The following is a 26,120-nucleotide window of genomic DNA, read 5'->3' on the forward strand; positions in this document are numbered from 1 at the left end:
AAATTATTTATTTAAGATTGCTATATAGTGTCGTAGTTGTACGAACATTTTCATGACAGAAAAAAGCTTATGAGTGACAAATCCTTGAAAAACACGCCGGAACAGGCCGTGACACAAAAATCTCCGACCAAAATCGTCTCCTCCAATCATCTCGTTTCCGAGCGCAGCGCCGAGCTGTCGGAGCTGGAATATGCCCTCATCATGGCAGGTAATGCATTCAATCGCTGGATGATGCGTTGCATGATGGCCGCAGGCGCCAAAGATATGACGGCAATCGAGGTCTCTTTGTTGCATCACGTGAACCACCGCGAGCGCAAAAAGAAACTCGCGGACATTTGCTTTGTCCTGAATATTGAGGATACGCACGTTGTCACCTATGCGCTCAAGAAACTGGTCAAGGCGGGTTACGTGAAGAGCGAGAAGGCCGGCAAGGAACTGCTGTTTTCGACCACCGACGAAGGCCAGCAACTGTGCATGCGCTACAAGGAAGTGCGCGAGCGCTGCCTGATCGAAGTGCAGGTCGACAGCGGCATCCAGAACCAGGCCATCGGCGAGGCCGCGCAATTGTTGCGCAGCGCCTCCGGTTTGTACGATACCGCCGCGCGCGCGGCCGCATCGTTGTAAGCAACCGTCGGCCATCGACGGCGTCTCCCACTGGGGGCGCAGAGGGAAAATCATGCGAGCAATCGAAATTACCGAATTCGGCGGGCCGGAAGTGCTGCAGTTGTGCGAACGCCCGCTGCCGCAGCTGAAAACCGGCGAAATCCTGATCAAGGTTCATGCGGCGGGCGTCAATCGTCCAGACGTATTTCAGCGCCAGGGCAATTATCCGGTGCCCCCGGGCGCCTCGGATCTGCCGGGGCTGGAAGTGGCCGGCGAAATCGTCGACGGCGATCTGAGCGGCAGCGTCTTCAAAAAGGGCGATCTGGTGTGCGCGCTGGTGCAGGGCGGCGGCTATGCGGAATATTGCGCAGCGCCGCTGGCGCAATGCCTGCCGGTGCCGCAAGGTCTGAGCGCGTTGCAGGCGGCGGCGCTGCCGGAAAATTTCTTCACCGTCTGGAGCAACGTGTTCGAGCGGGCGCGACTGGCGCCGGGCGAAACCCTGCTGGTGCAGGGCGGCTCCTCCGGTATCGGTGTGACCGCGATCCAGATCGCAGCCGCACTGGGGCATCGTGTCTTTGCTACCGCCGGCTCGGATGACAAATGCCGCGCCTGCGAAGAGCTGGGGGCTGAGCTCGCCATCAACTACCGTACTGAAGATTTCGAAGAAGTCCTCAAGGCCGCCACCGAAGGCCGCGGCGTCGATGTCATCCTGGACATGGTCGGCGGCGACTACCTGCCGCGCGAAATCAAGACCCTGGCCGACGATGGCCGGCTGGTCATCATTGCCTTGCTGGGCGGCGCCAAGGGGCAGCTGGACATGAGCCAGATCCTGCGTCGCCGCCTGACCGTCACCGGGTCGACCCTGCGTCCGCGTCCGGTGGAGTTCAAAGCCTTCATCGCGCAGCAGTTGCAGGAGCGCGTCTGGCCGCTGCTGGCCAGCGGCAAGGTCAAGCCGGTGATCTACAAGACGTTCCCGCTGGGGCAGGCGGCAGAGGCCCATGCACTGATGGAATCGAGTGCGCATGTCGGCAAGATCATGCTGACGCTGGACTGAAGAATATCGGGCAGGCGCCAGATGCCGGGGTGTTTGGTTTGACCGGGTTTGCCGCGGCGCGATAGAATGCGGGGTTATTCAGAATTCTCCCCTTAATTCGTCCTTTGGCTCTCCCTTTTATGCGCCGTAAATTAGTTGCCGGTAACTGGAAAATGAATGGCGGCCTCGCCGCCAACGCCGCGCTGGTCGCCGATGTCAAAGCCGGTCTGGCTGCCGTCGGCGTCAATGCCGACGTCGCCGTGTGCGTGCCGGCGCCTTACCTGGCGCAAGTGCAGGCGGCTGTTGCCGGCTCCGCGCTGGCTTTGGGTTCGCAAGATGTCTCCGCGCATGCAAGCGGCGCGTACACCGGTGAAGTGTCGGCGGCCATGCTGGCCGAATTCGCTTGCAAATACGCCATCGTCGGCCATTCCGAGCGTCGCGCCTATCACGGCGAAAACGACGCGGCGGTTGCGGCCAAGGCCGCTGCGGCGCTGAAATCCGGATTGACGCCTATCGTCTGCGTGGGTGAAACATTGGCCGAACGCGAGGCAGGGCGCACCAACGCCGTCGTCGGCGGCCAGCTCGATGTCGTGCTGGCTGCGCTGGATGCGGCCGACGTGCAAAAGATTGTGGTGGCATACGAGCCGGTCTGGGCCATCGGCACAGGCAAGACGGCCACGCCCGACATGGCGCAGGATGTGCACGCGATGTTGCGCGCGCGACTGGCCGCAAAAAATGCTGACGCCGCCGTCAGGGTGCAAATCCTCTACGGTGGTAGCATGAAACCCGATAACGCCAAAGAACTGCTGGCCATGTCGGATATTGATGGTGGTCTGATCGGTGGCGCGGCTCTGAAAGCAGCGGATTTCCTGGCGATTGTCCAGGCTGCCCAGGGCAACTGATTGTTTGTTGTTTTAATTTAAGATGGCTATATGAATACTTTATTTACTGTTATTGTTGTGATTCAGGTGCTCGCGGCGCTGACTATCATCGGTCTGGTTCTGCTGCAGCACGGCAAAGGGGCGGATATGGGGGCTGCGTTCGGTTCGGGCGCGTCGGGCAGCTTGTTCGGCGCCACGGGTTCTTCCAACTTCTTGTCGAAGTCGACCGGCATCGCTGCTGCGATCTTTTTTGCGGCGACTCTTGCGCTGGCATTCGTCGGCAATCATCATGTTTCGCAATCTGGTGGCGTTATGGATAATTTGCCTGCTCCGGCTGCCGCAATTCCGGCAACTCCCGCTGCATCGGGCGCTCCTGCAGCAGCTCCTGCAAATCCTGCAGATCAATCAAATCAGATTCCGAAATAGTCTTTTGCGCAGAGTGTAATAATGCGCAAAACTTAAAGCAGATTGTGAAGTTTTAGTGTGATTGTGCATTGAACAAGAGCATCAAAACGGGTTACAATTGCAGTCTCAAGCCGACGTGGTGAAATTGGTAGACACGCTATCTTGAGGGGGTAGTGGCGAAAGCTGTACGAGTTCGAGTCTCGTCGTCGGCACCATGAAATACCGAGAAAAGCCAGCAAAGGACCAAGTCCCGAGCTGGCTTTTTGTCGAGGAAAAAGCTGTTTGATATTGAGAATCATTCCGCTAATTATCAACAAACCTACGCCAAATCGTGAACCTCGAAAATTACTTTCCAGTTCTGTTGTTTATCCTAGTTGGCATCGGTGTCGGTGTCGCTCCTCAGTTACTCGGTCGTTTGCTCGGGCCTCACCGGCCTGATGCGCAAAAGACCTCTCCTTACGAATGCGGCTTTGAAGCTTTTGAAGATGCCCGCATGAAGTTCGATGTGCGGTATTACCTCGTCGCCATCCTGTTCATTCTGTTCGATCTCGAAACTGCATTTTTCTTCCCGTGGGGCGTTTCCATGCGCGACCTGGGCTGGTCTGGCTACATCACGATGATGGTCTTCATCGCTGAATTTGTTGTCGGTTTTTGGTACATCTGGAAAAAGGGTGCCCTGGATTGGGAGTGAGCCATGTCAATTGAAGGCGTATTAAACGAAGGGTTTGTTACCACCTCGCTGGATAAGGTAATCAACTGGACCCGTACCGGTTCCATGTGGCCGATGACCTTTGGTCTGGCGTGCTGTGCGGTTGAAATGATGCACGTCGGCGCCTCGCGTTACGACCTGGATCGTTTTGGCATCATGTTCCGCCCGTCGCCGCGTCAGTCCGATGTCATGATTGTTGCCGGCACGCTGTGCAACAAGATGGCGCCGGCGCTGCGCAAGGTGTACGACCAGATGGCCGAGCCGCGCTGGGTGATCTCGATGGGATCCTGTGCCAACGGCGGCGGCTACTATCACTATTCGTATTCCGTCGTGCGCGGTTGCGACCGTATCGTGCCGGTCGACGTGTATGTTCCAGGCTGCCCGCCGACAGCCGAAGCGCTGCTGTATGGCGTGATCCAGCTGCAAAATAAGATCAAGCGCACCAATACCATTGCGCGCTAAGAGAGTGGAAGGGTCAGTATGACGACAAAATTGGAAACTCTCGAAGCTGCCTTGCGCAACGCGCTTGGAGGGTATCTTCAGAATTTGACAGTGTCTTTGGGCGAGATCACGGTAGTGGTCAAGTCCGCCGATTATCTTTCGGCGATGCGCGTTCTGCGCGATCACGCCGATACCCGTTTCGAAGAATTGATGGACCTGTGCGGCGTCGACTACTCGACGTACGGCGACGGCGTCTGGGACGGTCCGCGCTTTGCGGTGGTCTCGCATCTGCTGTCGCTGACGCATAACTGGCGCGTTCGCGTGCGGGTTTTTGCGCCGGACGACGACATGCCGCTGGTGGCCTCGCTCATGAATATCTGGTCCGCCGCCAACTGGTATGAGCGCGAGACTTTCGACTTCTACGGCATCCTGTTCGACGGGCATGACGACTTGCGTCGCATCCTCACCGACTACGGCTTCATCGGCCATCCGTTCCGCAAGGACTTCCCGGTGTCGGGCTATGTCGAAATGCGTTACGACGCCGAACAAAAACGCGTGGTTTATCAACCCGTAACGATTGAGCCGCGTGAAATCACGCCGCGTGTCATTCGTGAAGAAAACTACGGGATTAAATAATGGCTGAAATCAAGAATTACACGCTGAACTTTGGTCCGCAGCATCCGGCCGCGCACGGTGTGCTGCGCCTGGTGCTGGAGTTGGACGGCGAAGTCATTCAGCGCGCCGACCCGCATATCGGTCTGCTGCATCGCGGCACCGAAAAGCTGGCCGAGCAAAAAACCTATCTGCAATCGGTTCCGTACATGGACCGCCTCGATTACGTGTCGATGATGTGCAATGAGCACGCCTACGTCATGGCCATCGAGAAGCTGCTCGGCATCGAAGTGCCGCTGCGCGCCCAGTACATCCGCGTCATGTTCGACGAAATCACCCGTCTGCTGAACCACCTGATGTGGATCGGCGCCCACGGTCTGGACGTCGGCGCGATGGGCGTGCTGCTGTACGCCTTCCGCGAACGCGAAGATTTGATGGATTGCTACGAAGCCGTGTCCGGCGCACGCATGCATGCGGCCTACTATCGTCCGGGCGGCGTGTATCGCGATCTGCCGGAAACCATGCCGCAGTACAAGGCATCGATCATCCGCAACGACAAAGCCATCAAGCAACTCAATGAAAATCGCCAGGGCTCGATGCTGGACTTCATTGAGGACTTCACCAACCGTTTCCCGAAATACGTCGACGAGTACGAAACACTGCTGACCGACAACCGTATCTGGAAGCAGCGTCTGGTCGGCGTCGGCGTGGTCTCGCCGGAACGCGCAATGGCAATGGGCTTTTCCGGTCCGATGCTGCGTGGCTCGGGCATCGAATGGGATCTGCGCAAGAAGCAGCCGTACGAAGTCTACGACCTGCTCGATTTCGACATCCCGGTCGGCAAGAACGGCGACTGCTACGACCGCTATCTGGTGCGCGTGGAAGAAATGCGCCAGTCGAACCGCATCATCAAGCAATGCGTCGAGTGGCTGCGCAACAACCCGGGTCCGGTCATCATCGACAATCACAAGATTGCGCCGCCGCCACGCGTGGACATGAAGTCCAACATGGAAGACCTGATTCACCACTTCAAACTGTTCACCGAAGGCTTCCACGTGCCGCCGGGCGAAACATATGCAGCGGTCGAGCATCCGAAGGGCGAGTTCGGCATCTACCTCGTGTCGGACGGCGCCAACAAGCCTTACCGGATGAAGATCCGCGCGCCGGGTTATGCGCATTTGCAAAGTCTCAACGAGATGGCCAAGGGGCACATGATTGCCGATGCCGTAACCATCATCGGTACGCAAGACATTGTGTTTGGTGAAATCGACCGGTAAAACCGGTCCCTGGATGTTTTTGAAAACCCATTAGGTTCTGGGGAATATCCGATAAACCCGCGCAGGTTCTCAACAAACCATGCGCACGGATGGCCAACGATATGCTGTTAAGTCAAGACGCTCTTAAGAAAATCGATCGCGAACTCGCGAAATACCCGGCGGATCAACGCCAGTCTGCCGTCATGTCCGCGCTGCGCATTGCGCAGGTCGAACACGGCTGGCTGCCTGCTGAGCTGCAACAGGAAATCGCCGATTACATCGGCATGCCTGCGGTGGCCGTGCAGGAAGTCGCCACGTTCTACAACATGTTCAACACCAGCCCGCAGGGCAAGCACAAGATCACCGTCTGTACGAATCTGCCATGCCTGCTGTCGGGCGGCGATCGTGCAGCGCATCACCTGAAGCACACGCTCGGTGTCGGCTACAAGGAAACCACCGCCGACGGTCAGTTCACGATCGTCGAAGGCGAATGCATGGGCGCATGCGGCGACGCACCTGTCATGCTGGTCAACAATCACCGCATGTGCAGCTGGATGTCGAACGACAAGATCGACGCGCTGCTGGAGGAACTGAAGAAATGACTTGTCTGCACGATCGTCATATCAAGCCGCTGATTCTGGCGGATCTGGATGGCCAGAACTGGCATCTGGAGGATTACGTCAAGCGCGGCGGCTACGAGTCGCTCAAGCGCATCCTGGCTGAAAACATCACGCCTGAACAAGTCATCGCCGAACTCAAGTCCTCGGGCTTGCGTGGTCGCGGCGGTGCAGGTTTCCCGACCGGCCTGAAGTGGAGCTTCATGCCGCGCCAGTTCCCAGGACAAAAGTACCTGGTCTGCAACAGCGATGAAGGCGAACCGGGTACATTCAAGGACCGCGACATCATTCGCTACAATCCGCACTCGCTGATCGAAGGCATGATCATCGGCGGCTACGCAATGGGCATCACGGTCGGCTACAACTACATCCACGGCGAAATCTTCGACGCGTACCTGCGTTTTGAAGAAGCGCTGGAAGAGGCACGCGCAGCCGGCTTCCTGGGCGATAACATCCTCGGCACCAATTTCAGCTTCCAGCTGCACGGTCACCACGGTTACGGCGCCTACATCTGCGGCGAAGAAACTGCGCTGCTGGAGTCGCTCGAAGGCAAGAAGGGCCAACCGCGCTTCAAGCCGCCGTTCCCTGCCAGCTTCGGCCTGTACGGCAAGCCGACCACGATCAACAACACCGAAACGTTTGCTGCTGTGCCGTTCATCTTCAAGATCGGCGCGCAAGCCTACGCCGACATCGGCAAGCCGAACAACGGCGGCACCAAGATCTTCTCGATCTCGGGCGACGTCGAACGTCCGGGCAACTACGAAATCCCGCTCGGCACGCCGTTCTCGACACTGCTGGAACTGGCGGGCGGCATGCGCGGCGGCAAGAAGCTTAAAGCAGTCATCCCTGGCGGCTCGTCCGCTCCGGTGATCCGCGGCGACGTCATGATGGAAACCACCATGGACTACGATGCCATCGCCAAGGCCGGCTCGATGCTGGGTTCGGGCGCTGTCATCGTCATGGATGAAACGCGTTGCATGGTCAAGTCGCTGTTGCGCCTGGCGTATTTCTACTACGAAGAATCCTGCGGTCAATGTACGCCGTGCCGCGAAGGCACCGGCTGGATGTACCGCATGGTGGAGCGTATCGAAAACGGTCACGGCAAGCTGGAAGACCTCGATGTGCTCAATTCGGTTGCCGACAACATCCAGGGCCGCACCATCTGTGCGCTCGGCGATGCGGCGGCAATGCCGGTGCGTGCTTTCATCAAGAACTTCCGCGAAGAATTTGAGTATCACATCGAGCACAAACACTGCTCGGTGCCTGCTTATATTTAACGCATAGCGTCAAGTACAGCATTAGGCAGCACGGCAAGACATGCGATCGGCGACAAGGCAGGGCGCATGTCTTCAAGGTCAAAAGAATACTTAGCTTGGGCAAAAAGCCATGGTTGAAATCGAAATAGACGGCAAAAAAGTTGAAGTGCAAGAAGGCAGCATGGTTATGGATGCTGCCAACAAGGTCGGCACTTACATTCCTCATTTTTGCTATCACAAAAAATTATCCATTGCGGCGAACTGCCGCATGTGTCTGGTCGACGTTGAAAAAGCGCCGAAGCCTCTGCCTGCCTGTGCCACTCCGGTCACGGCCGGCATGATCGTTCGTACCGCGAGCGACAAGGCGGTCAAGGCGCAAAAAGGCGTCATGGAATTCCTGCTGATCAATCACCCGCTGGATTGCCCGATCTGCGATCAGGGCGGCGAGTGCCAACTGCAGGATCTGGCGGTCGGCTACGGTGGTTCGACATCGCGCTACGAAGAAGAAAAGCGCGTGGTTCCTCCGAAGGACGTCGGCCCGCTGATCTCCATGAAGGAAATGAATCGTTGCATCCACTGCACACGTTGCGTACGTTTCGGCCAGGAAGTCGCCGGCGTCATGGAACTGGGCATGCTGGGTCGCGGCGAGCACTCCGAAATCACTACCTTCGTCGGCAACACCGTCAACTCCGAACTGTCCGGCAACATGATCGATCTGTGCCCGGTCGGCGCGTTGACATCGAAGCCGTTCCGCTACGCTGCACGTACCTGGGAATTGTCGCGTCGCAAGTCGGTCAGCCCGCACGACAGCCTCGGCGCCAACCTGATCGTTCAGGTCAAGGGCGGCAAGGTCATGCGCGTTCTGCCGCTGGAAAACGAAGCGGTCAACGAATGCTGGATTTCCGACAAGGACCGTTTCTCCTACGAAGCGCTGGACAGCGAAGAGCGCTTGACCAAGCCGATGTTGAAGCAAGACGGCAAGTGGCAGGAAGTCGAATGGCAAGTTGCGCTGGAATACGTCGCACACGGCCTGCGCAACATCCGCCACGAACACGGCGCCAGCGCCATCGCTGCATTGGGTACGCCGTACTCGACGCTGGAAGAACTGACATTGCTGCAAAAAGTCGTGCGCGGCCTGGGTTCGGAAAACATCGATTTCCGCCTGCGTCAGTCCGACTTCGCGCTGGACCATCAGGTCACTCCATGGCTGGGCATGTCCATCGTCGAGTTCTCCGAACTGAACCGCGCCCTGATCATCGGCTCGTTCCTGCGCAAGGATCATCCGTTGCTGACCGCGCGTCTGCGCCAGGCAGTCAAGAGCGGCGCCAAGATCAGCGTCCTGCACGCCGCCGACGACGACCTGCTGATGCCGGTCGCCAACAAGATCATCGCAGCACCGTCCGCATGGCTGGCGGCACTGAGCGGCATCGTTGCCGCCGTGGCGCAAGCCAAGAGCGTCGCCGCACCGGCTGGTTTCGAAAACGTTGAGATTTCGCAGGAAGCCAAGCAGACCGCAGCAAGCCTGTTGTCGGGTGCATCCAAGGCCGTGTTGCTGGGCAACGCCGCTGCGCAACATCCGCAAGCATCGCAACTGCACGCCGCCGCACAATGGATCGCCGAACAAACCGGCGCCAAGCTGGGCTACCTGACTGAAGGCGGCAACGCCGTCGGCGGTTACCTCGCCAACGCGATCCCAGGCAAGGACGGCGCCAACGCGCTGCAAGCCTTCGCGCAACCGCGCAAGGCCTACCTCCTGTTGAACGCCGAACCGGAACTCGACAGCCATGATGCCCAAGCTGCTACCGCTGCGCTGAAGCAAGCCGAAATGGTCGTCGTGATGTCGGCATTCAAACACGGCGCGGATTACGCCGACGTGTTGCTGCCGATCGCACCGTTCACTGAAACAGCCGGCACCTTCGTCAACGCCGAAGGCCGCGCACAAAGCTTCAACGGCACCGTCAAGCCGCTGGGTGACGCTCGTCCGGCATGGAAGGTGTTGCGCGTCCTGGGCAATCTGCTCGGTCTGCAAAATTTCGACTACGAAACCTCGGAATCGATTCGCACCGAAGTCATCGGCGAAGAAACCGATCTGTCCGCGCGTCTGAACAATATCGCCAAGCTGGCGCCGCAAGCGGGCAACGCGGCCGCCAACGGCGCGCTGGAACGCCTGGCCGATGTGCCTATCCATTTTGCCGATGCCATCGCACGCCGTTCGCCGGCGCTGCTGCAAACGCAAGACGGCCAGGCGCCGAAGGCATGGTTGTCGGCCGCCTTGTCGCAAAAGCTCGGCATCGCCGCCGGCGATCGCGTGAGCATCAAGCAAGGGCAGGGCAGCGCGCTGCTGACTGCAGGCATCGACAAGAACCTGCCGGAAAATGTCGTACGTGTGGCAGCCGCCCATGCAAGCACCGCTAATCTGGGCAGCATGTTCGGCGCAATCGTTGTGGAGAAAGCGTAATGGATCAACTGATTGCCAACATCAACGCAGTCGGCCCCACGTATCTGGGCACCGCCTGGCCGTATGTGTGGACCTTCGTCTGGAGTCTGCTGAAGATTCTGGTCGTGATGGTGCCGCTGCTGGGCTGCGTCGCTTACCTGACGCTGTGGGAACGCAAGCTGATCGGCTGGATGCACGTTCGTCTCGGTCCGAATCGCGTCGGCCCCGCCGGTCTGCTGCAACCGATCGCCGACGCGCTGAAACTGATCTTCAAGGAAGTGACCACGCCGGCGCGCGCCAGCAAGGTGCTGTTCTTCATCGCACCGATCATGACCATCATGCCGGCGCTGGCTGCCTGGGCGGTGATTCCGTTCGGACCTGAAGCGGTCATCGCCAACGTCAATGCCGGCCTGCTGTTCGTCATGGCGATCACGTCGATGGAAGTCTACGGCGTGATCATCGCCGGCTGGGCGTCCAACTCGAAGTACGCCTTCCTCGGCGCCATGCGCGCTTCGGCGCAGATGGTCTCGTACGAAATCTCGATGGGCTTCTGCCTGGTCATCGTGCTGATGGTGTCCGGCAGCCTGAACCTGATCGACATCGTCACTAGCCAGGGCAAAGGCTTCTTCGCCGACCACGGCGTCGGTTTCCTGTCGTGGAACTGGTTGTCGCTGCTGCCGATTTTCGTGATCTACATCGTCTCGGGCATCGCTGAAACCAACCGTCACCCGTTCGACGTGGTCGAAGGCGAATCCGAAATCGTGGCCGGTCACATGATCGAATACTCGGGTATGTCGTTTGCGATGTTCTTCCTGGCTGAATACGCCAACATGTGGCTGATTTCGATCCTGACCGCGCTGCTGTTCCTGGGCGGCTGGGCATCGCCGCTGAGCGTGTTGGACTTCATCCCTGGCTGGATATGGCTCGGTATCAAGACGTTCTTCATTGTGTCGCTATTTATCTGGGTGCGCGCATCGTTCCCGCGTTACCGCTATGACCAGATCATGCGTCTGGGCTGGAAAGTGTTCATTCCGCTGACATTGGTGTATCTGGTCATCGTTGCGACCTGGATGCAGACCTCGTGGAATATTTGGAAGTAATGTAAAGGCTGAGGTGAGAAGCATGGAAGCTATTAAGGATTTTTTCGGCAGCCTGATGTTGCGGGAGCTGTTCAAGGGCCTGGCCCTGACCGGCCGCTACCTGTTTGCGCGCAAGATCACGATTCAGTTCCCGGAAGAGAAGACGCCGCAGTCGCCGCGTTTCCGCGGTCTGCACGCCTTGCGTCGCTATCCGAACGGTGAAGAGCGCTGCATCGCCTGCAAACTGTGCGAAGCGGTTTGCCCGGCGATGGCGATCACGATCGAATCGGAACAGCGTGACGACGGTTCGCGCCGCACCACGCGTTACGACATCGATCTGACCAAGTGTATTTTCTGCGGCTTCTGCGAAGAGTCATGCCCGGTTGATTCGATCGTTGAAACGCACATCCTGGAATACCACGGTGAAAAGCGCGGCGATCTGTACTACACCAAGGAAATGCTGCTGGCCGTTGGTGATCGTTACGAAAATGAAATCGCCGCTGCACGTACTGCAGACGCGGCATATCGTTGATTGAGTTCGGGACGGCATGCGCTGGTTGTTGCATGCCGCTGAGATGATCGGGTCTGAAGCTTGTTGGGTAGCCTGATCGATGGATCGGGCGATCGAATGATCTGATGCTGGTTTTAGCCAACTTTTTGGTTGATTATGGAATTTAAAACTGTCTTGTTCTATGCGTTTTCGGTGGTCCTCGTGCTCGCCGCATTACGCGTCATTACGGCCCGCAATCCGGTGCATGCGGCCCTGTTTCTCGTGCTGGCCTTCTTTTCGGCGGCCGGCATCTGGATGTTGCTGAAGGCGGAATTCCTCGCCATCGTGCTGGTGCTGGTTTATGTCGGGGCGGTGATGGTGCTGTTCCTGTTCGTGGTGATGATGCTGGACATCAATCTCGACAAGATGCGAGAGGGCTTCTGGGGATACTTCCCGCTGGCCGCGACCATCGGCGTGATCATCGTGCTGGAAATGGCAGCGGTCCTGTTGCGCAGCTTCTGGGCGCCGGAAGCGCAAGTACCGGCGGCATCGAACACCATCGGCACCACCAAGGCGCTGGGCATGCTGATCTACACCGAATACGTCTACGCCTTTGAAGTCGCCGCCGTGATCCTGCTGGTCGCCATCGTCGCCGCCGTGGCGCTGACGCTGCGTCGCCGCAAGGACAGCAAGTACTTCTCGCCGGCCGAAGCAGTCAAGGTCAAGAGCACCGATCGCGTTCGCCTGGTCAAGATGAAGGCTGAATCCACTCGCAATGACACCAACACCGGCGGCGATGCTCAGGCATCCGGCGCAGGACCACAAGCTTAAGGAGCGCGCAATCATGACCCTCTCGCTCTCGCATTACCTGATCCTCGGCGCGATCCTGTTCGCGATCTCGATCGTCGGCATTTTCCTCAACCGCAAGAACGTCATCGTGTTGCTCATGGCAATCGAACTGATGCTGCTGGCGGTGAATATGAACTTCATTGCCTTTTCGCATTACCTCGGCGATGCAGCAGGACAGATCTTCGTGTTCTTCATCCTGACCGTCGCCGCTGCGGAGTCCGCAATCGGCCTGGCCATTCTGGTGGTGCTGTTCCGTAATCTGGACACCATCAACGTGGAAGACCTGGACACGCTCAAGGGATAAGCACGTTTGAGCTGTAGTGCGCATTGGAACGTTCGCAATGCAGGTAGATTGAATTTAAATTTCATTTAAAGATGGGTGTTCTCCGAGAGTCTTCCCGATTCGAGGAGAACCCAAATAGCGATAAGGTTCATCATGGCGGGGCAACTTAACCCACATCTTCTTTTAGCCGTACCACTGGCGCCGTTGGCCGGTTCTGCGATCGCAGGCCTGCTCGGGACGAAGTTCTTCGGCAATGTAGTCGGCCGCAAGGTTTCGCACACGGCGACCATCCTCGGCGTGTTGATCGCACTGATCATTTCCGTCCAGACTTTGCTGGCGGTAGTCGACGGCGCGACCTACAACGGCACGCTGTACACCTGGATGACCGTGGCCGGCCTGAAGCTGGAAGTCGGCTTCCTGATCGACAGCCTGACGGCGATGATGATGTGCGTGGTGACCTTCGTGTCCCTGATGGTGCACGTCTACACCATCGGCTACATGAAAGACGATGACGGCTACAACCGCTTCTTCTCGTACATCTCGCTGTTCACGTTCTCGATGCTGATGCTCGTCATGAGCAACAACTTCCTGCAGCTGTTCTTTGGCTGGGAAGCAGTGGGCCTGGTTTCCTACCTGCTGATCGGTTTCTGGTACACCCGTCCGACCGCGATCAAGGCCAACATGAAGGCCTTCCTGGTCAACCGCGTCGGCGACTTCGGCTTTATCCTCGGCATTGGCCTCTTGCTGGCCTATGCCGGTTCCATGAACTACGGCGAAGTCTTCGCCAAGCGCGGCGAGCTGGCTCAGCTGACGCTGCCTGGCACCGACTGGATGCTGCTGACCGTGGCGTGTATCTGCCTGTTCGTCGGCGCGATGGGCAAGTCCGCCCAGTTCCCGCTGCACGTCTGGCTGCCTGATTCGATGGAAGGCCCGACCCCGATTTCCGCACTGATCCACGCCGCGACGATGGTGACTGCCGGCATCTTCATGGTGACCCGCATGTCGCCGCTGTTCGAACTGTCCGACACCGCCTTGTCCGTGATCCTCGTGATCGGCGCGATTACCGCGTTGTTCATGGGCTTCCTCGGCACCATGCAGACCGACATCAAGCGTGTGGTGGCGTATTCGACGCTGTCGCAGCTGGGTTACATGACTGTCGCGCTGGGCGCATCGGCTTACTCGGTCGCCGTGTTCCACCTGATGACGCACGCGTTCTTCAAGGCGCTGCTGTTCCTCGGCGCGGGTTCTGTGATTATCGGCATGCACCATGACCAGGACATGCGCAACATGGGCGGCCTGCGCAAGTACATGCCGATCACCTGGATCACCTCGCTGCTGGGTTCGCTGGCGCTGATCGGTACACCGTTCTTCTCCGGTTTCTATTCCAAGGACAGCATCATCGAAGCCGCTGCCGAATCGCATCTGGCGGGCTCCGGTTTTGCCTACTTCGCCGTGCTGGCCAGCGTGTTCGTGACCGCGTTCTATTCGTTCCGCATGTACTTCATGGTGTTCCACGGCGAAGAGCGTTTCGGCAAGGCTGACGCACATGGTCATGATGACCATCACGCTCCCGTTGCCGCACACGCTGCGCATGACGCTCATGGCGCACATGATGCCCACGATGCGCACGGTCATGATGACCATGCACACGACGATCATGAACATCACGGTCTGGCCCCGGGCCAGAAGCCGCACGAGTCGCCGCTGGTGGTGACGCTGCCGCTGATCCTGCTGGCGATTCCGTCGGTCATCATCGGTTTCTTCGCGATCTCGCCAATGGTCTTCGGTGATTTCTTCAAGAACGTGATTTTTGTCGGCGAAAACCACAAGGCGCTCGAAGAGCTGGCGCACGAATTCCACGGTCCGATCGCGATGGCAGTGCATTCGCTGACATCGGCACCGCTATGGCTGGCGATCGCCGGCGTCGTGACGGCCTACTATTTCTACATGGTCAACCCGCGCGTCCCGGCCTGGTTCAAGGACAAGTTCAGTGCGATCTACACCTTGCTGGACAACAAGTACTACATGGACAAGTTCAATGATGTCGTGTTTGCCGGTGGCGCACGCTTGCTGGGCACCGGCCTGTGGACAGTGGGCGACAAGGGCCTGATCGACGGCCTGGTCGTCAACGGCAGCGCCAAGGTCGTCAACTGGTTCTCGAAAGTCACGCGCCTGTGGCAATCCGGTTACATCTACCATTACGCGTTCGTGATGATTATCGGGGTGCTGGGTTTCCTGGTTTGGTTCATGCCGTTTCCGTTTGGCAAATAAGCTGTAAGAAGATAACAACCATGATGCAGTCAACTTTTCCTCTCCTTAGCCTTGCGATCTGGTGTCCGGTCGCGTTCGGCATACTCGTCCTGGCCGTGGGCCGCGACGACAATCCATCCGTCGCACGCTGGCTGGCGCTGCTCGGCGCCGTCGTCAGCCTGCTGGTAACCATCCCTCTGGTCCTGCATTTCGATGCGGCCGCGCACGGTTACCAGTTCGTCGAGAAGACGCCCTGGATCGATCGTTTCAACATCAGCTATTTCCTCGGCATTGACGGCCTGTCGCTGTGGTTCATCCCGCTGACCGCCTTCATCACCGTGATCGTGGTGCTGGCCGGCTGGGAAGTGATCCAGAAGCGCGTCGGCCAATACATGGGTGCGTTCCTGATCCTGTCGGGCCTGATGATCGGCGTGTTCTCGGCGCTCGACGGCATGCTGTTCTATGTGTTCTTCGAAGCGACCCTGATCCCGATGTTCATCATCGTGGGTGTGTGGGGCGGCGCCAACCGCGTGTACGCGGCGTTCAAGTTCTTCCTGTACACCTTGCTCGGCTCGTTGCTGATGCTGATCGCGCTGATCTATCTGTACATCGTGTCCGGCGGCAGCTTTGAAATCCCGACATGGCATCAACTGCCGCTGTCGATGATCGAGCAAAAACTGCTGTTCTTCGCATTCCTGATGGCATTCGCAGTCAAGGTGCCGATGTGGCCGGTGCATACCTGGCTGCCTGACGCCCACGTGGAAGCGCCTACCGGCGGCTCGATCGTGCTGGCTGCGATCATGCTGAAGCTCGGCGCCTACGGTTTCCTGCGTTTTTCACTGCCAATCGCTCCTGACGCCAGCCACGCGCTGTCCGGTTTCATGATCACGCTGTCGCTGGTCGCCGTGATCTACATCGGCCTGGTCGCGCTGGTGCAGCAGGACATGAAGAAACTGGTCGCGTACTCATCGATCGCCCACATGGGCTTCGTCACCCTGGGCTTCTTCATGTTCAACGACATGGCGGTGCAGGGCGGTATCGCACAAATGATTTCCCACGGCTTCGTGTCGGGCGCGATGTTCATGTGTATTGGTGTGCTGTACGACCGCATGCATACCCGTGAAATCGCCCAGTACGGCGGTGTGGTCAACAAGATGCCGCGCTTCGCTGCTTTCTTCATCCTGTTCTCTCTGGCCAACTGCGGCCTGCCTGCGACCTCCGGTTTCGTCGGCGAATTCATGGTGATCCTGGGCGCGGTCAAGTTCAACTTCTGGATCGGTCTGCTGTCGGCAACCGCCTTGATCCTGGGTGCGGCTTACTCGCTGTGGCTGACCAAGCGCGTGATCTTCGGCGCGGTGACCAATCACCACGTGGAAGAACTGACCGACGTCAACAAGCGCGAATTCTTCATCCTCGGCCTGCTGGCGATCGCAGTGCTGGTGATGGGTCTGTACCCGGCGCCGGTGACGGACACCATGCAGACTTCGGTCAGCGATCTGTTGAAGCATGTGTCGGTCTCCAAGATCGGCAACTAAGCAACTCAGGTAACAAAGCGTCGGCGCTGCTGCAGCACATGCACCATGTGGCGCCGACGCCAGCAAGCAATTCGGTACGACGTTTCGAAACAGGCAGGGCAGGCGAAGTGCAGGCCCGGCTGAAAACGGCGGCAACGGTAAGCGGACAAAATACGCGGACGAAACTAAGCGGTAACTAAATGAACAACATGAATCTGATCCCTGTCTATCCGGAAATATTTCTGCTGATTGCGACCTCCGCAATCCTGCTGATCGATATGTTTTTGCCGGATGCAAAGCGCGTCATCACCTACGTGCTGTCCCTGCTGGCGCTGGTAGTCTGCGCAGTGCTGACCTTCACCAACTACGCAAGCGGCGAAACGGTCTACACCTTCAGCAACATGTTCGTCTCGGATCCGCTGTCGAGCCTGCTGAAACTGTTCTCCTACCTGGCCATCGGCCTGACGCTGATCTACGGCCGTCAATACAACTCCGACCGCGGCATCGTCGGCGGCGGCCACCTCGGCGGTGAATTCTACGCGCTGGCCTTGTTCGCGCTGCTGGGCCAGATGGTCATGATCTCCGGCAACAGCTTCCTGTCCATCTACCTGGGCCTGGAACTGATGTCGCTGTCGCTGTACGCGCTGGTCGCCCTGCGCCGCGACAACGTCGGTTCGACCGAAGCCGCGATGAAGTACTTCATCCTCGGCGCGCTGGCTTCCGGCTTCCTGCTGTACGGCATCTCGATGCTCTACGGCGCCACCGGTTCGCTGGAACTGAACGACGTCTTCCGCGCCATCGTCTCGGGCACTGTTGACCGCAACGTACTGGTATTCGGCATCGTGTTCGTGGTGGCCGGCCTGGCATTCAAACTGGGCGCGGTCCCGTTCCACATGTGGGTGCCTGACGTCTATCACGGCGCACCGACCCCGATGACGCTGCTGATCGGCGGCGCGCCGAAGCTGGCGGCGTTCGCGATGGTGTTCCGCATCCTGGTCGAAGGCCTGCTGCCGCTGGCGATCGACTGGCAACAAATGCTGATGGTGCTGGCCGTGCTGTCGATCATCGTCGGTAACGTGACGGCGATTGCACAGACCAACATTAAACGCATGCTGGCGTACTCGACCATCTCGCACATGGGCTTCATGTTGCTGGGCATGATGTCGGGCGTGGTCGACGGCAATCTGTTCCAGGCCGTCAACGCCTATAGCTCGTCGCTGTTCTATGCGATTACTTACGTGCTGACCACGCTGGGTACCTTCGGTGTGATCCTGCTGATGGCGCGCTCCGGTTTCGAAGCCGACACGCTCGACGATTTCAAGGGCCTGAACCAACGCAGCCCATGGTTTGCCGGCATCATGCTGGTGCTGATGTTCTCGCTGGCGGGCATTCCTCCGATGGTCGGCTTCTACGCCAAGCTGTCGGTGCTGCAAGCAGTGCTGGGCACCGGCCAGATCTGGCTGGCCGTGCTGGCCGTGGTGTTCTCGCTGGTGGGCGCGTTCTACTACCTGCGCGTGATCAAGAACATGTACTTCGATGATCCTGCTGACAGCGGCAAGATCACCGCCAGCTTCGACGTGCGTATTGCATTGAGCCTGAACGGTATCGCAGCGCTGGGCCTCGGTCTGTGGCCCGGTCACCTGATGGATGCCTGCACCAACGCCATCGTCACCACGCTGGCGACGTTCCTCAGCAAAGTCATCGCAGCGTAAAGCGAAGCCGCCAGTGAACGTCTCTCTGTTGAGCTGGTGTGTCATCGTGTTGGCGGTCCTGGCCGCCAACCTTCCTTTCCTCAATCAGCAGCTTTTCGCGCTGATCCCCCTGAGCAAGTCACCCGATTATCGCAAGCCGATATGGGTGCGCTTGCTTGAGCTGGTGGCCCTGTATTTCATCGTTGGCGCGCTCGCGCATGTCTTCGAAGCCAATATCGGCAATGCCTTTGCCCAGCGTTGGGAATTTTATGCCGTCACCGGCTGTCTGTTCCTGGTGTTGGCCTATCCGGGCTACGTTGCGCGTTACTTGCGCAAGAGCCACGCCTGAGCTGCGCCGGCCTGTGCCCGACACTTGTCGCGGCGACAAGATTTCTCCATCCACGCTTATTGATTGCCTGATTCCCTATGGACGCACATCCGGACGCACATCTCAAAGAAAGCAAGGTAGACGGTAAGCTGGTCTACGAGGGGCACTTCCTCAAGGTCCTGCGCGACACGATCCAACTGCCTGATGGCAAGCACGCAATACGCGAACATATTCGTCATCCAGGCGCGGTGGTGATCCTGCCGTTGTTGGACGACGGCTCGGTGCTGCTGGAGCGTCAGTTCCGTTATCCGCTCGACCAGGTCTTCATCGAATTCCCGGCCGGGAAGATCGATGCCGGCGAAGACCATCTGGCCTGCGCCAAGCGCGAGCTGCAGGAAGAAACCGGCTATACCGCCACCGACTGGCAATTCGTCTGTACCATCCACAATGCGATTGCCTACTCGGACGAGCACCTGGACATCTACCTGGCGCGCGGCTTGACGGCAGGGGAGCGCAAGCTCGACGACGGCGAGTTCCTCGACATCTACAAGGCGCCGCTGTCGGAGTTGCTGGAGCAAGTCCGTCTGGGTAAGGTAACCGACGTCAAGACGGTCATCGGCGCGTTCTGGCTGGAGAAAATCATCAACGGACAATGGACGTTGCCGGACGCGTAACCTCGTGTTCGTGCATGCCGCAAAAGCAAAAGGCTTCGATACCGATCGAAGCCTTTTTCATTCAAGCGGCAGGACTTAGCGCTGCGGCAGCGTTTTCAGAAAGTCGCCGACTTGCCGGGCATAGAATTTTGAAAAGCTCGTCGTCCCATGCCCACGCGTCTCGGCACTCGCCGGAATCAGATACAACTCCGCATTCTTCAGTTGTTTCAGCGCCGCCGTCATGGTGCCGGTCTCGGGCGGATTGCGCTCGTCGTCGGCCGAATTGATCGCCAGCAGAGGCGCCTGGATGCGCGTCAGGTTCGGCATGGCATTGAAGTCCGCCGACGATCCCCATTGATAGATGAAGTCATTGGCATCCGCCGTCACCGGCGCATTCAAACGGTCATCAACGATTTTGTCGGCCTGCGCGCGCGTCGGCGCCAGCGCCTGGTAGGCAAGGGTGCCGCCGGCAGTGGCGATGCCGAACATGGTGTTGGCCAGTCGCAGCGACGGCGGCTGCGTGGTGTAGTTGCCGCTGTTCCAGGCTGGATCCTGTTTGATCGATTCGACCAGCATGCGGCGCATCATCCAGTTGCGGCTCGCCATCTCGATCGGCTGCGAGGCCATCGGCACCAGCGCATCCATCATCGCCGGATAGGTTTCTCCCCACATCCAGGTCTGCATGCCGCCCATGGAATTGCCCATCACCAGGCGCAGGTGTTTGACACCAAGGCCTTCGGTCACCAGCCGGTATTGCGCCAGCACCATGTCGGCGTAATTGTATTGCGGGAATTTTGCGCGAAGTCCATCCGACGGTTTGGCCGATTTTCCGACACCGATGGCGTCCGGCATGATCACGTAGTACTTGCTCGCATCCAGCGGTTGTCCCGGACCCAGCATCTCACCGGCGAAATCCTTGGCGACCATGTCAGCGCCGCTGCGATAGGTACCGTGCAACAGCAGCACCGCCGGATTGGCTGGATCGCCGACGGTGATGTAATGCAATTTGAAGTTGTTCAGCGTCTCACCGGTGTGGAAGGTGAAGGACGGCGCAATCCAGTCGGCTTCGCGCTGTTGCGGATAGCCGGCGGCATGGGCCGCAGTCGACAGCAGGGAAGATGAAAGCAGCAACGGGGCGATGATGCCCAGGGCAAGTCTCCGAATCATTTTTATAGTCCTCGCAAGAGAAGGTGTTCTTATGTGAAAAGCCATACTAAATGAAATTCGCTTGCCTCGCTGCGATGAGAACACTGAAACAAAAACGGCGCTTCGTTTGATCGAAGCGCCGTTTTTGCTTGAAGCGACAAGCCAATTACATGTTCGAATAATTCGGCCCGCCGCCGCCTTCCGGCGTCACCCACACGATGTTCTGCGTCGGGTCCTTGATGTCGCAGGTCTTGCAGTGCACGCAGTTCTGCGCGTTGATCTGCAGGCGGTCAGTATTGTCGTCGTTCTTCACGAACTCATACACACCGGCAGGGCAGTAGCGTGCTTCCGGACCGGCGTACTTCGCCAGGTTGATGCCGACCGGTATCGTCGGGTCTCTCAGCGTCAGGTGGACCGGCTGGTCCTCCGCATGGTTGGTGTTGGAGATGAACACCGACGACAGGCGATCGAAGGTCAGCTTACCGTCCGGCTTCGGATACGCGATCGGCGTGAAGTCGGAGGCCGGCTTCAGGCATTCGTGATCGGCATGCGAATGATGCAGCGTCCACGGCGCCTTGCCGCCGAACAGCACCTGGTCGATGCCGACCAACAGCGTGCCGGTGTACAGACCCTTGCTCATCGACGGCTTGAAGTTGCGCGCCTTGTGCAGTTCTTCGTGCAGCCAGGACTTTTCAAACGCAGCGCTGTAGGCCGTCAGTTCGTCGAACTGGCGACCGCCGTTCAGGGCCTCAAACACGGCCTCAGCGGCCAGCATGCCGGTCTTGATCGCCGCATGGCTGCCCTTGATGCGCGATGCGTTCAGGAAGCCGGCATCGCAGCCGATCAGCGCGCCGCCCGGGAAGGTCAGCTTCGGCAATGATTGCAAGCCGCCGGCGGTAATCGCGCGCGCACCGTAGGCGAGACGCTTGCCGCCTTCGAAGAACTTGCGGATTTCCGGATGGGTCTTGTAACGCTGGAATTCTTCGTACGGCGACAGGTAAGGATTCTCGTACGCCAGGCCGACCACGTAGCCGACCGCGACCTGGTTGTTCTCCAGGTGGTACAGGAAGGAGCCGCCGTAAGTACCGCTATCCAGCGGCCAGCCTGCGGTATGCACGACCAGGCCGGGCTTGTGCATCTTCGGATCGATTTCCCAGATTTCCTTGATGCCGATGGCGTAGGTCTGCGGATCCTTGCCGGCGTCGAGTTTGTATTTGGCGATCAGCTGCTTGCCCAGATGGCCGCGCGCGCCTTCGGCGAAGAAGGTGTACTTCGCATGCAGTTCCATGCCCAGCTGGAACGCGCCGGTCGGTTCACCATGACGGTCCACGCCCATGTTGCCGGTGGCCACACCCTTGACGGAACCGTCGTCGTTGTAGAGGACTTCGGCAGCGGCGAAGCCGGGGAAGATTTCCACGCCCAGCGCTTCAGCCTGCTGGCCGAGCCAGCGCGTCACGTTGGCCAGTGAGATGACGTAGTTGCCATGGTTCTGGAAACAGGCTGGCAGCATCCACGACGGCGTCTTGTAAGCCTTGCTGGCGGAGAGGAAAAGGAAGCGGTCTTCGGTGACTTCGGTGTTGAGCGGCGCGCCGAGTTCCTTCCAGTTGGGGAACAGTTCGGTGATCGCCTGCGGATCCATGACCGCGCCCGACAGGATATGGGCGCCGACTTCGCTGCCTTTTTCCAGTACGCAGACCGAGACTTCCTTGCCGGCTTCTGCCGCCAGTTGCTTGATGCGAATGGCCGACGACAGGCCGGCCGGGCCGCCGCCGACAACGACGACGTCGTATTCCATTGCTTCGCGCGGCCCGTACTGCGCCAGCAAGTCTTGAGGTTGAGTCATGGAGTGTCCCGTATGGTTTTGGTTGGAATATTTTTGCGAACGATCGTGCTATTGTTCAATATTTTGCGAGAGAATGCTAGTCTGCAACGCAAATATGTTCGCGATGCCAAGTATTTTATGTGATTTCCCTCTTGTAAGTATGGAAATGGAATCCGCGCAGTCGATCCGAAACCGATAAGGAATAGGGCCGCAGCTGCCACAGCATCGCCAGGAAAGATGAAATAAATTCAACAATGAATGAATCGCTTTAGCCCGCAACGAAAGGCAAGCCCCGCAATGACAGACAAGATACTGATTCACACCTCGCGCATGGATGTGCGCTGGGGCGACATGGATGCCTTCAATCATGTCAACAACACCGTCTATTTCCGCTACATGGAACAGACCCGTATCGAGTGGCTGGAAGCCATCGGCGTTGGCATCGAGGCCGACGGGCTGGGCCCGGTGATCGTCAATGCGCACTGCAGCTTCCTGCGCCAGCTCAAGTATCCGGCCGACATCGAGGTCCGCATGTACGCGCAGCCTCCCGGCCGTTCCAGTGTGGAAACTACCTATGAAATCCGGCGTGTCGATCAGCCGGAAATCATTTATGCTGAGGGCGGCGCAAAGATCGTGTGGGTTAATTTCAAACAAGAAAAATCGGTTCCACTACCCGAAAGCATCCGTCAGACCCTGACAGGTTTGTAAGTTTCGAGAAAGGTAGATGGGACAGAATCAGCCCCGATACCGACGCTGCGGAGAACCTGCAGCAGAGGAGAGTTAGTCCACAACAAGATGGTCTGGCCACATAATTAAACCCAGGAGGAAGACAAATGACTTACAAGACCCAAGCTCTGGTTGCAGCAGCATTGCTGAGCCTTTCCCTTTCCAGCCAAGCTGCCGACCCGATCAAGATCGGCGTGTCCGGCCCGTTCACCGGCGGTTCCGCGCCGATGGGCGTGTCCATGCGCGACGGCGTCAAGCTCGCCGTGGCTGAAATCAACGCCGCCGGCGGTCTGCTGGGCCGTCAGGTGCAAATCGTTGAACGCGACGATGAAGCCAAAAACGAGCGCGGTGTGCAGATCGCACAAGAAATGATCAACAAGGAAAAAGTCGTCGCTACTGTCGGTTACGCCAACACCGGCGTGGCACTGGCTTCGCAGCGCTTCTACCAGGAAGCCAAGATTCCCGTGATCACCAACGTTGCCACCGGCTCCGTGGTCACCAAGCAGTTCGAAAAAGACAAAGACAATTACATCTTCCGCACTTCGGCCAACGATGCAATCCAGGCCAAGATGCTGGCTGACGAAGCCATCGACAAGCAAAAGTACACCAAGGTCGCGATTCTGGCCGACTCGACCAACTACGGTCAGCTCGGACGTGAAGATCTGGAAAAGGCCCTGGCCGCCAAGAAGATCACACCTGTCGCCATCGAAAAGTACAACCTCAAGGACGTCGACATGACGGCCCAGTTGCTGAAGTCCAAGCAAGGCGGCGCGCAAGTCGTGCTGACTTACGGCATCGGCCCTGAGCTGGCGCAGATCGCCAACGGCATGGAAAAGCTGAACTGGCACGTGCCTATCATCGGCAGCTGGCCGCTGTCGATGGGTAACTTCATCGACAACTCCGGCAAGAACGGCAACGGCGCACGCATGCCGCAAACCTTCATCCAGGACGGCGACACGCCAAAGCGCAAGGCCTTCATCGAAGCCTACCAAAAAGCTTACAAGGTTGACCGCATGCCATCGGCTGTTTCCGCAGCCCAAGGCTACGACTCGATCCTGTTGCTGGCCGCCGCGATCAAGCAAGCGGGCAGCACCGACGGCGACAAAGTCCGCGGCGCGCTGGAAAGCCTGAACACCAAGATTGAAGGCGTTGTCACCACGTACAACAAGCCATTCACGCGCGACGATCACGAAGCCATCAAGGCCAACATGGTCGTGATGGGCGAAGTCAAAAACGGCCGCGTCGTACTCGGCAAATAAATCTGACGGCAACGTAATTTGTCGTTAAAGCATAAAGGCCAGTCCTTGCGATCCGGGGACTGGCCTTTTTCGCAGAGTCTGTTGACGATCTTTTAACTTGTATCGGAAGTGACGGAAATGTCGCAGCGACGTCGGAACCGCATCGGCTGAACGGCCGCGTGTTCAACGTCGGGCAACGCGCAAGCCAAACCGGGCAGGGTGTAGCAAGCATATGCGTACTCCTACGCATATGCACAAGCAGGCCCGGTTTGCATAATCCTTCACCGCCCTACGGCGCAAAAAATCGCGGCACGCTCAACCCGCCATTCATTGGCAGCCGCTTCTTGGGTAGAAATAATGGATATTCTGTTACAGCTGGTTTTCAGCGGCATCGCGCTAGGCATGATCTACGCGGTGATCGCCTTCGGTTATCAATTGACCTTCGCCACCTCCGGCACGCTGAACTTCGGCCAGGGCGAGGCCTTGATGCTTGGTTCGCTGGTCGGCCTGTCCGTGGTCGGCAACATACACGGCGGACCCTATCTCAACTATTGGCTGATGATCCCCATCGTGCTGGTCTTCGGCGCGCTGCAAGGCGTCTTCGTCGAATGGATCGGCGTGCGTCCGGCCATCAAGATCAAGTCCGAATTCGGCTGGATCATGTCGACCATCGCGCTGGCGATCATCTTCAAGAACGTCGCGGAAAACATCTGGGGCAAGGACGACTTGCCGTTCCCGAGCCCGCTGTCCGGCGCGCCGTTCCAGATCTTCGGCGCCAACGTGCAACCGATGCAGGTGCTGGTCGTGGTCGGCGCGCTGGCCATCATGCTCGCCGTCGAGCTGTTCAACCGCAAGTCGATCTACGGCAAGGCCGTGGTCGCCACCTCCAACGACCGTGACGCCGCCGGCCTGATGGGCATCAACACCAGCGTGGTGATCACCTTCTCCTATGCCTTGTCGTCGGCAACCGCCGCCTTCGCCGGCGTGCTGGTGGCGCCGCTGACACTGACCGGTGCGACCATGGGCGCCGCGCTCGGGCTCAAGGCATTCGCCGTGGCCATCATCGGCGGCCTGACCTCGGGCATGGGCGCCATCGTCGGCGGCCTGATCCTCGGCATCGCTGAAACCGTCACAGGGTTCTACATCTCCACCGGCTACAAGGAAGTCCCCGGACTGCTCCTGCTGTTGCTTGTGCTGGCGGTAAAACCTGCAGGCCTGTTTGGCAAAACTGCGATCAAAAAGGTCTGATGAACATGAACAAGAAAATCCTCCTTCTGTCGATCCTGGGCATCGCCGCGCTCGCCGTGCTGCCTCTGTTCGTGCGCAATCCTTACTACCTGCATCTGGTGGAAACCATCCTGATCTACGCCATCCTGCTGTTCGGCCTGGACATCGTGGTCGGCTACACCGGCCAGGTCTCGCTCGGCCACGCCGGCCTGTTCGGCATCGGCTCGTACACCGCGGGCGTGCTGTATTTCAAGCTCGGTCTGCCGTTCCTGCTGATCCTGCCGGCCAGCATTGGCGTCACCGCGGTATTCGGCGCCGTGCTGGCCTTGCCGGCCTTGCGCGTGACCGGTCCTTACCTGGCGATGGTCACACTGGCCTTCGGCACCATCATCCAGATTCTCATCAACGAAATGACCTTCCTCACCGAAGGTCCGATGGGCATCAAGGTACCGAAGCCGAGTTTCGGCGGAACCAAGCTTGATGAAGTCGAGTTCTTCTACGTCGTCGCCGTGCTCATGGTGCTGTCGCTGATCGTGGTCCACCGCATCCTGCGTTCCAACCTCGGCCGCGCCTT

The 26,120-nt window shown here is 58.6% G+C and carries 26 protein-coding genes and 1 tRNA gene; 25 read left to right on the forward strand and 2 right to left on the reverse strand.

Annotation, left to right across the window (positions count from 1 at the left end; translation table 11 throughout):
* Positions 1–69: 69 nt before the first annotated feature.
* The 21 genes from ACIROY_RS13710 to ACIROY_RS13810 all read left to right on the forward strand — a co-directional run bounded on the left by ACIROY_RS13710 (position 70) and on the right by ACIROY_RS13810 (position 19,408).
* Positions 70–624, forward strand: a complete 555-nt coding sequence (locus tag ACIROY_RS13710) for a winged helix DNA-binding protein (protein WP_053199273.1) — start codon at positions 70–72, stop codon at positions 622–624.
* Positions 625–676: 52 nt separating this feature from the next.
* On the forward strand, positions 677–1,657 hold the full coding sequence (locus ACIROY_RS13715) for an NAD(P)H-quinone oxidoreductase (RefSeq protein WP_402341990.1): 981 nt from the start codon (positions 677–679) through the stop codon (positions 1,655–1,657).
* Positions 1,658–1,776: 119 nt separating this feature from the next.
* Complete coding sequence (tpiA, locus tag ACIROY_RS13720) at positions 1,777–2,538, forward strand: triose-phosphate isomerase (protein ID WP_402279679.1); 762 nt, start codon at positions 1,777–1,779, stop codon at positions 2,536–2,538.
* 30 nt (positions 2,539–2,568) lie between these two features.
* The gene (gene secG, locus ACIROY_RS13725) at positions 2,569–2,943 is read left to right on the forward strand and encodes a preprotein translocase subunit SecG (protein WP_402279682.1); all 375 of its coding nucleotides are present in this window, start codon (positions 2,569–2,571) and stop codon (positions 2,941–2,943) included.
* A 109-nt stretch (positions 2,944–3,052) separates the two neighbouring features.
* Positions 3,053–3,137: transfer RNA gene (locus ACIROY_RS13730), tRNA-Leu, on the forward strand.
* A gap of 116 nt (positions 3,138–3,253) precedes the next feature.
* A complete protein-coding gene (locus tag ACIROY_RS13735; RefSeq protein ID WP_029363013.1) occupies positions 3,254–3,613 on the forward strand; it encodes an NADH-quinone oxidoreductase subunit A in 360 nt (119 codons plus the stop codon).
* A 3-nt stretch (positions 3,614–3,616) separates the two neighbouring features.
* Positions 3,617–4,093 carry an NADH-quinone oxidoreductase subunit B family protein gene (locus ACIROY_RS13740; RefSeq protein ID WP_029363014.1) on the forward strand — a complete coding sequence of 159 codons (477 nt, stop codon included), beginning with the start codon at positions 3,617–3,619 and terminating at the stop codon, positions 4,091–4,093.
* Positions 4,094–4,111: 18 nt separating this feature from the next.
* A complete protein-coding gene (locus ACIROY_RS13745; RefSeq protein WP_402279685.1) occupies positions 4,112–4,708 on the forward strand; it encodes an NADH-quinone oxidoreductase subunit C in 597 nt (198 codons plus the stop codon).
* Positions 4,708–5,961, forward strand: coding sequence for an NADH-quinone oxidoreductase subunit D (locus ACIROY_RS13750; RefSeq protein ID WP_116433139.1), 1,254 nt, complete (start codon positions 4,708–4,710; stop codon positions 5,959–5,961). The genes ACIROY_RS13745 and ACIROY_RS13750 overlap by 1 nt, the downstream gene beginning before the upstream one ends.
* A gap of 89 nt (positions 5,962–6,050) precedes the next feature.
* A complete protein-coding gene (nuoE, locus tag ACIROY_RS13755) occupies positions 6,051–6,542 on the forward strand; it encodes an NADH-quinone oxidoreductase subunit NuoE (RefSeq protein WP_116433138.1) in 492 nt (163 codons plus the stop codon).
* Positions 6,539–7,834, forward strand: coding sequence for an NADH-quinone oxidoreductase subunit NuoF (nuoF, locus tag ACIROY_RS13760; RefSeq protein ID WP_053199262.1), 1,296 nt, complete (start codon positions 6,539–6,541; stop codon positions 7,832–7,834). The genes nuoE and nuoF overlap by 4 nt, the downstream gene beginning before the upstream one ends.
* A gap of 109 nt (positions 7,835–7,943) precedes the next feature.
* A complete protein-coding gene (gene nuoG / locus ACIROY_RS13765; protein WP_402341992.1) occupies positions 7,944–10,271 on the forward strand; it encodes an NADH-quinone oxidoreductase subunit NuoG in 2,328 nt (775 codons plus the stop codon).
* Positions 10,271–11,350, forward strand: coding sequence for an NADH-quinone oxidoreductase subunit NuoH (nuoH, locus tag ACIROY_RS13770; protein WP_402279692.1), 1,080 nt, complete (start codon positions 10,271–10,273; stop codon positions 11,348–11,350). The genes nuoG and nuoH overlap by 1 nt, the downstream gene beginning before the upstream one ends.
* Positions 11,351–11,372: 22 nt before the next feature.
* On the forward strand, positions 11,373–11,861 hold the full coding sequence (nuoI, locus tag ACIROY_RS13775) for an NADH-quinone oxidoreductase subunit NuoI (protein WP_016832378.1): 489 nt from the start codon (positions 11,373–11,375) through the stop codon (positions 11,859–11,861).
* A 135-nt stretch (positions 11,862–11,996) separates the two neighbouring features.
* Positions 11,997–12,650, forward strand: a complete 654-nt coding sequence (locus ACIROY_RS13780) for an NADH-quinone oxidoreductase subunit J (protein ID WP_116433134.1) — start codon at positions 11,997–11,999, stop codon at positions 12,648–12,650.
* Positions 12,651–12,663: 13 nt separating this feature from the next.
* Positions 12,664–12,972: an NADH-quinone oxidoreductase subunit NuoK gene (gene nuoK, locus ACIROY_RS13785; protein ID WP_016832380.1), complete on the forward strand. Its 309-nt coding sequence runs from the start codon at positions 12,664–12,666 to the stop codon at positions 12,970–12,972.
* Between the two features lie 132 nt (positions 12,973–13,104).
* Positions 13,105–15,222 (forward strand): NADH-quinone oxidoreductase subunit L, encoded by a 2,118-nt coding sequence (gene nuoL, locus ACIROY_RS13790; RefSeq protein ID WP_402341994.1) that lies wholly within the window; start codon positions 13,105–13,107, stop codon positions 15,220–15,222.
* 20 nt (positions 15,223–15,242) lie between these two features.
* Complete coding sequence (locus ACIROY_RS13795; protein ID WP_029363018.1) at positions 15,243–16,736, forward strand: NADH-quinone oxidoreductase subunit M; 1,494 nt, start codon at positions 15,243–15,245, stop codon at positions 16,734–16,736.
* 179 nt (positions 16,737–16,915) lie between these two features.
* On the forward strand, positions 16,916–18,427 hold the full coding sequence (gene nuoN, locus ACIROY_RS13800; RefSeq protein WP_402279698.1) for an NADH-quinone oxidoreductase subunit NuoN: 1,512 nt from the start codon (positions 16,916–16,918) through the stop codon (positions 18,425–18,427).
* 13 nt (positions 18,428–18,440) lie between these two features.
* Entirely contained in the window at positions 18,441–18,755 is a 315-nt protein-coding gene (locus tag ACIROY_RS13805; RefSeq protein ID WP_402279701.1) for a DUF2818 family protein, read from the forward strand.
* Between the two features lie 77 nt (positions 18,756–18,832).
* On the forward strand, positions 18,833–19,408 hold the full coding sequence (locus ACIROY_RS13810) for an NUDIX domain-containing protein (RefSeq protein ID WP_402341996.1): 576 nt from the start codon (positions 18,833–18,835) through the stop codon (positions 19,406–19,408).
* A 75-nt stretch (positions 19,409–19,483) separates the two neighbouring features.
* On the opposite strand, the gene ACIROY_RS13815 is transcribed toward ACIROY_RS13810, so the two are convergent.
* Both ACIROY_RS13815 and ACIROY_RS13820 read right to left on the reverse strand, forming a co-directional pair.
* A complete protein-coding gene (locus tag ACIROY_RS13815; protein WP_402341998.1) occupies positions 19,484–20,554 on the reverse strand; it encodes an alpha/beta fold hydrolase in 1,071 nt (356 codons plus the stop codon).
* 145 nt (positions 20,555–20,699) lie between these two features.
* A complete protein-coding gene (locus ACIROY_RS13820; protein ID WP_402341999.1) occupies positions 20,700–22,376 on the reverse strand; it encodes an electron transfer flavoprotein-ubiquinone oxidoreductase in 1,677 nt (558 codons plus the stop codon).
* 276 nt (positions 22,377–22,652) lie between these two features.
* On the opposite strand from ACIROY_RS13820, the gene ACIROY_RS13825 reads away from it, so the two are divergent.
* The 4 genes from ACIROY_RS13825 to ACIROY_RS13840 form a co-directional block, all read left to right on the forward strand.
* The gene (locus ACIROY_RS13825) at positions 22,653–23,063 is read left to right on the forward strand and encodes a thioesterase family protein (protein ID WP_116433127.1); all 411 of its coding nucleotides are present in this window, start codon (positions 22,653–22,655) and stop codon (positions 23,061–23,063) included.
* 125 nt (positions 23,064–23,188) lie between these two features.
* Complete coding sequence (locus tag ACIROY_RS13830) at positions 23,189–24,340, forward strand: ABC transporter substrate-binding protein (protein WP_402279711.1); 1,152 nt, start codon at positions 23,189–23,191, stop codon at positions 24,338–24,340.
* A 336-nt stretch (positions 24,341–24,676) separates the two neighbouring features.
* The gene (locus ACIROY_RS13835; protein ID WP_402342001.1) at positions 24,677–25,567 is read left to right on the forward strand and encodes a branched-chain amino acid ABC transporter permease; all 891 of its coding nucleotides are present in this window, start codon (positions 24,677–24,679) and stop codon (positions 25,565–25,567) included.
* Positions 25,568–25,572: 5 nt separating this feature from the next.
* A partial coding sequence (locus tag ACIROY_RS13840; RefSeq protein WP_402342003.1) for a branched-chain amino acid ABC transporter permease occupies positions 25,573–26,120 on the forward strand: 548 nt, incomplete at its 3' end.

Origin of the sequence: Herbaspirillum sp. NPDC101396 (assembly GCF_044767365.1) — a bacterium.
Taxonomy (GTDB): Bacteria; Pseudomonadota; Gammaproteobacteria; order Burkholderiales; family Burkholderiaceae_D; genus Herbaspirillum.

What these genes read in the sequence shown, in the direction of transcription:
- nuoL (WP_402341994.1), top strand. Translation starts at nt 13,105, where the DNA reads ATGGCGGGGCAACTTAACCCACATCTTCTTTTAGCCGTACCACTGGCG.
- ACIROY_RS13815 (WP_402341998.1), bottom strand. Translation starts at nt 20,554, where the DNA reads ATGATTCGGAGACTTGCCCTGGGCATCATCGCCCCGTTGCTGCTTTCA.
- nuoK (WP_016832380.1), top strand. Translation starts at nt 12,664, where the DNA reads ATGACCCTCTCGCTCTCGCATTACCTGATCCTCGGCGCGATCCTGTTC.
- ACIROY_RS13745 (WP_402279685.1), top strand. Translation starts at nt 4,112, where the DNA reads ATGACGACAAAATTGGAAACTCTCGAAGCTGCCTTGCGCAACGCGCTT.
- ACIROY_RS13750 (WP_116433139.1), top strand. Translation starts at nt 4,708, where the DNA reads ATGGCTGAAATCAAGAATTACACGCTGAACTTTGGTCCGCAGCATCCG.
- ACIROY_RS13710 (WP_053199273.1), top strand. Translation starts at nt 70, where the DNA reads ATGAGTGACAAATCCTTGAAAAACACGCCGGAACAGGCCGTGACACAA.
- ACIROY_RS13835 (WP_402342001.1), top strand. Translation starts at nt 24,677, where the DNA reads ATGGATATTCTGTTACAGCTGGTTTTCAGCGGCATCGCGCTAGGCATG.
- ACIROY_RS13820 (WP_402341999.1), bottom strand. Translation starts at nt 22,376, where the DNA reads ATGACTCAACCTCAAGACTTGCTGGCGCAGTACGGGCCGCGCGAAGCA.
- nuoH (WP_402279692.1), top strand. Translation starts at nt 10,271, where the DNA reads ATGGATCAACTGATTGCCAACATCAACGCAGTCGGCCCCACGTATCTG.
- nuoN (WP_402279698.1), top strand. Translation starts at nt 16,916, where the DNA reads ATGAACAACATGAATCTGATCCCTGTCTATCCGGAAATATTTCTGCTG.
- ACIROY_RS13830 (WP_402279711.1), top strand. Translation starts at nt 23,189, where the DNA reads ATGACTTACAAGACCCAAGCTCTGGTTGCAGCAGCATTGCTGAGCCTT.
- ACIROY_RS13740 (WP_029363014.1), top strand. Translation starts at nt 3,617, where the DNA reads ATGTCAATTGAAGGCGTATTAAACGAAGGGTTTGTTACCACCTCGCTG.
- secG (WP_402279682.1), top strand. Translation starts at nt 2,569, where the DNA reads ATGAATACTTTATTTACTGTTATTGTTGTGATTCAGGTGCTCGCGGCG.
- ACIROY_RS13825 (WP_116433127.1), top strand. Translation starts at nt 22,653, where the DNA reads ATGACAGACAAGATACTGATTCACACCTCGCGCATGGATGTGCGCTGG.
- ACIROY_RS13715 (WP_402341990.1), top strand. Translation starts at nt 677, where the DNA reads ATGCGAGCAATCGAAATTACCGAATTCGGCGGGCCGGAAGTGCTGCAG.
- ACIROY_RS13810 (WP_402341996.1), top strand. Translation starts at nt 18,833, where the DNA reads ATGGACGCACATCCGGACGCACATCTCAAAGAAAGCAAGGTAGACGGT.
- nuoI (WP_016832378.1), top strand. Translation starts at nt 11,373, where the DNA reads ATGGAAGCTATTAAGGATTTTTTCGGCAGCCTGATGTTGCGGGAGCTG.
- tpiA (WP_402279679.1), top strand. Translation starts at nt 1,777, where the DNA reads ATGCGCCGTAAATTAGTTGCCGGTAACTGGAAAATGAATGGCGGCCTC.
- nuoE (WP_116433138.1), top strand. Translation starts at nt 6,051, where the DNA reads ATGGCCAACGATATGCTGTTAAGTCAAGACGCTCTTAAGAAAATCGAT.
- nuoG (WP_402341992.1), top strand. Translation starts at nt 7,944, where the DNA reads ATGGTTGAAATCGAAATAGACGGCAAAAAAGTTGAAGTGCAAGAAGGC.
- nuoF (WP_053199262.1), top strand. Translation starts at nt 6,539, where the DNA reads ATGACTTGTCTGCACGATCGTCATATCAAGCCGCTGATTCTGGCGGAT.
- ACIROY_RS13795 (WP_029363018.1), top strand. Translation starts at nt 15,243, where the DNA reads ATGATGCAGTCAACTTTTCCTCTCCTTAGCCTTGCGATCTGGTGTCCG.
- ACIROY_RS13780 (WP_116433134.1), top strand. Translation starts at nt 11,997, where the DNA reads ATGGAATTTAAAACTGTCTTGTTCTATGCGTTTTCGGTGGTCCTCGTG.